Below are 7,162 nucleotides of genomic sequence, written 5' to 3' on the forward strand. Positions count from 1 at the left end.
TGTCTGTAAATCCTTCTGGAACATTAATTCTAGTTAGAAATATTTTCTTTTCTTGGAAAGAATACTCAACCGAAATCAGCTTTCCATCAACTAAAGTTTCAAATTGTCGAGCAAAAGTGTTGTCTTTAATTTCCATTTTTTCTAAAATTAACTCTGAGTTCATGTATAAGTGGGATAAATAAATTAATTTTATGCAAATTTCGGAATAAATTATGGATAAATCTACCGAAAATAAGTTAAAGTTATGACTAAAATTCCAGTATATTTTATGCCAGGATTAGCAGCTAGTCCTTCTATTTTTGAGCGTATTGAATTGCCAAAAGATACCTTTGAAATGCATCTGCTAGAATGGTTTTTACCCAATAAAAATGAAACGTTACAAAGTTATGCCAAGCGAATGGCCGAAAAGGTAAAACACGAAAATGCCGTTTTAGTTGGTGTTTCTTTCGGAGGCGTTTTAGTTCAAGAAATGGCGCAGTTTCTAAATTTGAAGAAATTAATTATCGTTTCAAGTGTAAAATGCAACGCCGAGTTACCGCGAAGATTAAAGTTTGCCAAAACCACAAAAGCCTATAAATTACTGCCAACAGGTTTGATGCAAGACGTTGAATTGCTTACAAAATTTGCTTTTGGTGATGTTTTAAAAAAGAAGTTAAAACTGTACGAGCAGTATTTGCACAGGCGAGAAAAAGACTATTTAGATTGGGCAATCGAACAAATGGTTTGTTGGGAAAGAGTAGAAGTAGATGCCAAAGTCATTCATATTCAAGGTGATGCCGATGAGGTTTTTCCGGTAAAAAACATCAAGAAATTTATAAATGTAAAAGGCGGAACTCATTTAATGATTTTAAATCGATATAAATGGTTCAATCAAAACTTGCCTAAAATCATTTTAGATCAAGAACTATAGGTTTTCTTCCCAAGTTTCGGAATGGTTTTTGTAGTTTTGTATATCAACAAAAGAATTGAAAGATGAAAAAGATACAACTATTTGGAGCTACATTATTTTTAGTATTCGCCAGCGGATTATTTATTTACTCCATAAGTGGCAATCAGAAAGAGAAAATGCTCAAAGAAGGAACAACGCAATATTTTCCAACCGAAGTTGATTTTGCCGGAGAAAAAGCTCCGTTGCAAATTGCCGATGTAAAAGAACGATTCGATAGAGAACTATTGGTTAATGCCAATCTTCATTCGTCAACAATTTTAGTTATTAAACGTGCCAATCGTGCATTTCCGATTATTGAACCAATATTAAAACAATACGGAGTTCCAGACGATTTTAAATATTTAGCCGTAATTGAAAGCGCATTAGTAAACGCCGTTTCATCAGCAGGAGCAAGAGGCGTTTGGCAATTTATGCCAGAAACTGCAAAAGAAAAAGGGATGGAAGTTAGCGAAACCGTAGACGAACGTTACCATTTACAAAAATCTACCGAAGCTGCTTGTAAATATTTGCTAAAAGCGAAAGAAAAATTTGGCTCGTGGACATTGGCAGCAGCATCTTATAATGGTGGAATGACTGGAGTAAACAACAAAATCGACGAGCAAAAAGTAAATGATTATTACGATTTGTTGCTTACCGATGAAACGTCTAGATATGTTTTCAGAATCTTAGCATTAAAAGAAATCATGAAAAATCCATCTTTGTACGGATTTGACATTGCCAAATATGAGTTGTATTCAAACATTCCAACCAAAGTTGTAACTGTTGATAGTACAATAACCGACTTAGCAACATTTGCAAAAACACAAGGAATCAATTACAAAATATTAAAAATACACAATCCATGGTTGCGCGATAAAAAATTAGCCAATCCAACGAAGAAAGTATATCAAATAGAAATTCCAACGCAAGGTTACTAGCAAGTTTCGAGTTTCGGGTTTCGAGTTGAAAATATTGTCCATAAAAAAAGTTCGCATTTGCGAACTTTTTTCTATTTAAAGAAACTCGTAACTCGTAACTCGAAACCCGAAACTACAATTAAATCTTCTTCATCTGATCTTTCATCATCTTGATTTGGTCTTTTAGCATACCTTGTTTGTCTAGTTTTTTAACTTCGGCAATCAAGTTGGTTGCTTCTAGTTTTCTTCTTCTAGAAAGCGCTACACCAGCTAAGTTTAATTTTGCTACAGCCAAATCCATATCCATGCTTAAACCTAGTTCAATTGCTTTTTTGAAGTATTTTTCTGCTTGAAGTAAGTTGGTTTGCGACAACATAATTCCGTTTAAGTAATTGTAATAACCTTGTTGTTTGCGCACCAAAGCCGTTTCTGGATTTTTAATTTTGTCCAACCAAGCTTTTGCTCCAGGAAAATTTTGCTTACGTAATTGTAAGAAAGCCATTAAAATATATTCATTTTTGAAATAAAGAAACAACGGAATCAAAGACAATAATATAAGGAAAATCCCATTTCCAATGTTGCTTTCAGTAAACTGCCATATCGCAGCAATAAAGATTAATCCGGTTAAAACAAGTTTGATATTTTTGTTAAACATAATTTTGTATTTTTGAGGTTGCAAAGATAATAAATAGAAATTAAAATATTTTTAAAAAACTACTTGCAAGTAATAAAAATCATTGTATATTTGCACTCGGTTTAAAAAAGACCTCAAGAAAAGATTATTATACGATTTTAAAGATAAAAAGCAATGAGCAAAAGAACGTTTCAACCATCGAAAAGAAAAAGAAGAAATAAACACGGATTTATGGACAGAATGGCTTCTGCAAATGGAAGAAAAGTCCTTGCGCGTCGTAGAGCTAAAGGAAGACATAAGTTAACTGTATCTTCTGAACCAAGACACAAAAAATAATGATTAGTTTCTAATCAATATCTAGCCGTTACTTTTATTAGTAGCGGCTTTTTTTTAAACTTGTTCATAAAATTTAATAATTTTTAGAAGCTATTTCCTGCTATTCGTTGCAATCTTTTTAATTTTAAAGAAAAATTAAAAAGGATTTCCACTGCTATCAGGGCTAAGCTTATCAGTAAAGTACAGTTTTAAATTTATACTATTTTTTAAATTTATAAACTAAAGGTTTCATAACAACAACACAACAAACAAACTACAATGCCAAAAGACAATTCAATCAAATCGGTTTTAATTATTGGTTCAGGTCCAATCGTTATTGGGCAAGCATGCGAATTTGACTACGCAGGTTCACAATCAGCGCGTTCTATTCGTGAAGAAGGAATTGAAGTAATTCTTATCAATTCCAATCCAGCAACCATCATGACCGACCCAAGTATGGCCGATCATGTGTATTTATTACCATTAACAACCAAATCAATCATCCAAATCCTAAAAGAACATCCTCAAATTGATGCTGTTCTTCCTACAATGGGCGGACAAACAGCTTTAAACCTGTGTTTAGAAGCCGACGAAAAAGGAATTTGGGAAGACTTTAATGTAAAAATGATTGGTGTTGATGTAAATGCGATTAACATTACTGAAGACCGTGAGCAATTCAAACAATTATTAGAGAAAATCGGAATTCCTGCAGCGCCAGCAAAAACAGCAACTTCGTTCTTAAAAGGTAAAGAAATTGCCCAAGAATTTGGTTTTCCATTAGTAATTCGTCCATCGTTTACACTTGGTGGAACAGGAGCAGCGTTTGTACACAGCAAAGAAGAATTTGACGAAAAACTAACTTATGGTTTAGAAATGTCACCAATTCACGAAGTGTTGATTGACAAAGCTTTATTGGGTTGGAAAGAATACGAATTAGAACTTTTACGTGATAAAAACGACAACGTAGTAATCATCTGTTCTATCGAAAACATGGATCCAATGGGAATTCATACCGGAGATTCAATTACAGTTGCGCCAGCGATGACTTTATCAGATACAACGTTCCAAAAGATGCGTGATATGGCAATTCTGATGATGCGTTCCATCGGAAATTTTGCTGGAGGTTGTAACGTGCAATTCGCTGTTTCGCCAGATGAAAAAGAAGATATTGTGGCTATCGAAATCAATCCGAGAGTTTCTCGTTCTTCTGCCTTAGCATCAAAAGCTACTGGTTATCCAATTGCAAAAATCGCTTCGAAACTAGCTTTGGGTTACAACTTAGATGAACTTCAAAACCAAATTACCAAATCAACTTCAGCGTTATTCGAACCAACTTTAGATTATGTTATCGTAAAAATACCACGTTGGAATTTCGACAAATTTGAAGGTGCCGATAGAACTTTGGGACTTCAAATGAAATCGGTTGGAGAAGTTATGGGAATTGGTCGTTCGTTTCAAGAAGCGCTTCACAAAGCAACACAATCGCTGGAAATTAAACGAAACGGACTTGGTGCAGACGGAAAAGGTTATAAAAACTACGAACAAATTATTGAAAAACTAACTTACGCAAGTTGGGATAGAGTTTTTGTGATTTACGATGCCATCGCAATGGGAATTCCGTTAAGCAGAATCCACGAAATTACTAAAATCGATATGTGGTTCTTGAAACAATACGAAGAATTGTATTTGTTGGAAAGAGAAATCACAAACTATAAAATAGATACTTTGCCAAAAGAATTATTACTTGAAGCAAAGCAAAAAGGTTACGGAGACCGCCAAATTGCACACATGTTGGGTTGTTTAGAAAGTCAGGTTTATAAATTGCGTGATGACATGAACATCAAGCGTGTTTATAAATTGGTGGACACTTGTGCTGCCGAATTTAAAGCAAAAACGCCATATTATTACTCAACTTTCGAAGCTGAAATTCAAACAGCTAATGGAGAAAGATACGTTCATAACGAAAGCATCGTAACCGATAAAAAGAAAGTGGTAGTTTTAGGTTCTGGTCCAAATAGAATCGGACAAGGAATTGAATTTGACTATTCTTGTGTTCACGGAGTTTTAGCTGCGAAGGAATGTGGTTACGAAACAATCATGATAAACTGTAATCCAGAAACGGTTTCAACCGATTTTGATACAGCAGATAAATTATATTTCGAACCCGTTTTTTGGGAACACATTTACGACATCATTCGCCACGAAAAACCAGAAGGCGTAATCGTACAATTAGGTGGACAAACGGCTTTAAAACTAGCAGAAAAATTATCTAAATACGGAATCAAAATTCTTGGAACTTCATTTGACGCTTTAGATTTAGCCGAAGACAGAGGACGTTTTTCTGAATTATTAACCGAATTAAATATTCCGTTTCCAAAATTCGGAATTGCTGAAAGTGCAGATGAAGCTTCTAAATTAGCTGATAGTTTAGATTTCCCATTGTTAGTTCGTCCTTCTTATGTTTTGGGTGGACAAGGAATGAAAATCGTAATCAACAAGCAAGAATTAGAAGAACATGTAATTGATTTATTAAAATCGATTCCAGGAAATAAATTATTACTTGACCATTATTTGGATGGAGCAATAGAAGCAGAAGCAGATGCCATTTGCGATGGAGAAAATGTGTATATCATCGGAATTATGGAACACATCGAGCCTTGCGGAATTCACTCAGGTGATTCTAATGCTACTTTGCCACCATTTAATTTGGGTGAGTTTGTGATGCAACAAATAAAAGATCATACTAAGAAAATCGCTTTGGCTTTACAAACGGTTGGTTTGATTAATATCCAATTTGCTATAAAAGACGATACGGTTTACATCATCGAAGCCAATCCAAGAGCATCGAGAACGGTTCCGTTTATTGCGAAAGCTTATGGCGAACCTTATGTGAATTATGCAACTAAGGTTATGTTAGGACACAATAAAGTAACCGATTTCACTTTTAATCCGCAATTCAAAGGTTATGCTATTAAGCAACCGGTTTTCTCTTTCAGTAAATTTAAAAACGTAAACAAAGCACTCGGACCAGAAATGAAATCTACCGGAGAAAGTATTTTGTTTATTGATGATTTAAAAGACGATCAGTTCTACGAATTATACAGTAGACGAAAAATGTATTTGAGTAAATAAAAGTAAGAATCCCGAGTAACATCGGGATTTTTTTATGGGAATTAAACTTCAATTTTATCGACTAAATACATAGCCGGTGTGGTTTAAAGACTATATTTTCCTTTCAACGATTTTTAGAGTTAGGTAAGAGTAATCTTTCTAAATTTGATTCATAATTACAAACAAGTAACTGTTGGTTATGAATAAAATTTTCAATCCTATTTACAGACAAGACTATTTTGAGGGCTATTTTGTGGGTATGAATCCCAATTCTCAAGTTGATATAGATAGTACAAACGAAGCATTTTCAACAGGATTTAATGCTGGAAGATTGGATTATGAAAGTTGGAACGGAAGCTTATCAAGTGGAATCCCAAAACGAGTAATCACTAAAGAAGTTCTTGAAGATTTTCTTTTAGCAGGATTATTAGGTTTGAATATTGACACTAACGATTACACACCTTTTCAGTTAAATGTTTTATCCAAATGGTACCAAAGCGGTACAGAAAAATACGAACCCAACCACAGCTTGTATCTTTTTTCTGTTCTAGAAGAAAAAGGGATAAGTGTTAAGAATGAGACTTTTTATTTGTAGGTGGTTTTGATTAAGCGTTAGGACGTTTCTAAAGGCTAGCACGAGCTTCAAGCTCGTGTCCACTATCTAATTAATATTTATTCTAAAATTGTAATTTTAAGTTTTATTTTTTTGCGTGCACGAGCTAGAAGCTCGCGCTAGCGTGCGGTTATTTAACAAAATAAAGTCATTTCTTATTTATTACCTGTCATTGATAGACTGTATTTTATTGGAAAACTAGTTTGTTTTGCTTTTTGAGTAAATTTATCAAAAATTTTTTCCAATGAATTTATTGTTTTATCCCATCCATCCATACATATAGAATGTATTATTTCTTGTCTTAAAATAGGTGTAAGTTTGTATTCATAGTCCATTTCTTTCTTTAAAACGTAATTTTTTTTAAACTCCGTTTTTACAGTTTCTAAAATAGTAGGTATCTTATTTTCATATGTCGATCTGTCAGATTCAAATTCTTCTTTTAGGTTATGAAAGCTACGATAGCCTCTGAGATTTATAATAGGATTGACAAAATCCTCAAGATCTGGAAAATTGCAATAGTCTAGCTTTTTATTTTCAAGAACATAACCGACCCACAGACTATCATCATCGCCTGGATTGTAATGGTAAGAAATTTGAAATGTTATATTGAAATAACTTAAAATTTCTTCAATGTCTAAATATAC

7 protein-coding genes are annotated in these 7,162 nt (G+C 33.6%); 5 read left to right on the forward strand and 2 right to left on the reverse strand.

Annotation, left to right across the window (positions count from 1 at the left end; translation table 11 throughout):
• Positions 1-244: 244 nt before the first annotated feature.
• Together DIU01_RS00230 and DIU01_RS00235 are read left to right on the forward strand one after the other, a co-directional pair.
• Positions 245-910 carry an alpha/beta hydrolase gene (locus DIU01_RS00230; RefSeq protein ID WP_290831257.1) on the forward strand — a complete coding sequence of 222 codons (666 nt, stop codon included), beginning with the start codon at positions 245-247 and terminating at the stop codon, positions 908-910.
• Between the two features lie 62 nt (positions 911-972).
• Positions 973-1,866 (forward strand): lytic transglycosylase domain-containing protein, encoded by an 894-nt coding sequence (locus DIU01_RS00235; protein WP_290831258.1) that lies wholly within the window; start codon positions 973-975, stop codon positions 1,864-1,866.
• A 118-nt stretch (positions 1,867-1,984) separates the two neighbouring features.
• Here DIU01_RS00235 and DIU01_RS00240 read toward each other — a convergent pair whose 3' ends face one another.
• Entirely contained in the window at positions 1,985-2,500 is a 516-nt protein-coding gene (locus tag DIU01_RS00240) for a DUF2892 domain-containing protein (protein ID WP_290831259.1), read from the reverse strand.
• A gap of 153 nt (positions 2,501-2,653) precedes the next feature.
• Here DIU01_RS00240 and rpmH point away from each other — a divergent pair, with 153 nt between their 5' ends.
• The 3 genes from rpmH to DIU01_RS00255 all read left to right on the forward strand — a co-directional run bounded on the left by rpmH (position 2,654) and on the right by DIU01_RS00255 (position 6,500).
• On the forward strand, positions 2,654-2,815 hold the full coding sequence (gene rpmH, locus DIU01_RS00245; protein WP_008464848.1) for a 50S ribosomal protein L34: 162 nt from the start codon (positions 2,654-2,656) through the stop codon (positions 2,813-2,815).
• Positions 2,816-3,073: 258 nt separating this feature from the next.
• Positions 3,074-5,926 (forward strand): carbamoyl-phosphate synthase large subunit, encoded by a 2,853-nt coding sequence (carB, locus tag DIU01_RS00250; protein ID WP_290831260.1) that lies wholly within the window; start codon positions 3,074-3,076, stop codon positions 5,924-5,926.
• Positions 5,927-6,104: 178 nt separating this feature from the next.
• Entirely contained in the window at positions 6,105-6,500 is a 396-nt protein-coding gene (locus DIU01_RS00255) for a hypothetical protein (RefSeq protein WP_290831261.1), read from the forward strand.
• Positions 6,501-6,673: 173 nt separating this feature from the next.
• On the opposite strand, the gene DIU01_RS00260 is transcribed toward DIU01_RS00255, so the two are convergent.
• The coding region (locus DIU01_RS00260) for a hypothetical protein (RefSeq protein WP_290831262.1) at positions 6,674-7,162 on the reverse strand (489 nt) is incomplete at its 5' end.

It is taken from the genome of Flavobacterium sp., assembly GCF_003525665.1.
Taxonomy (GTDB): domain Bacteria; phylum Bacteroidota; class Bacteroidia; order Flavobacteriales; family Flavobacteriaceae; genus Flavobacterium.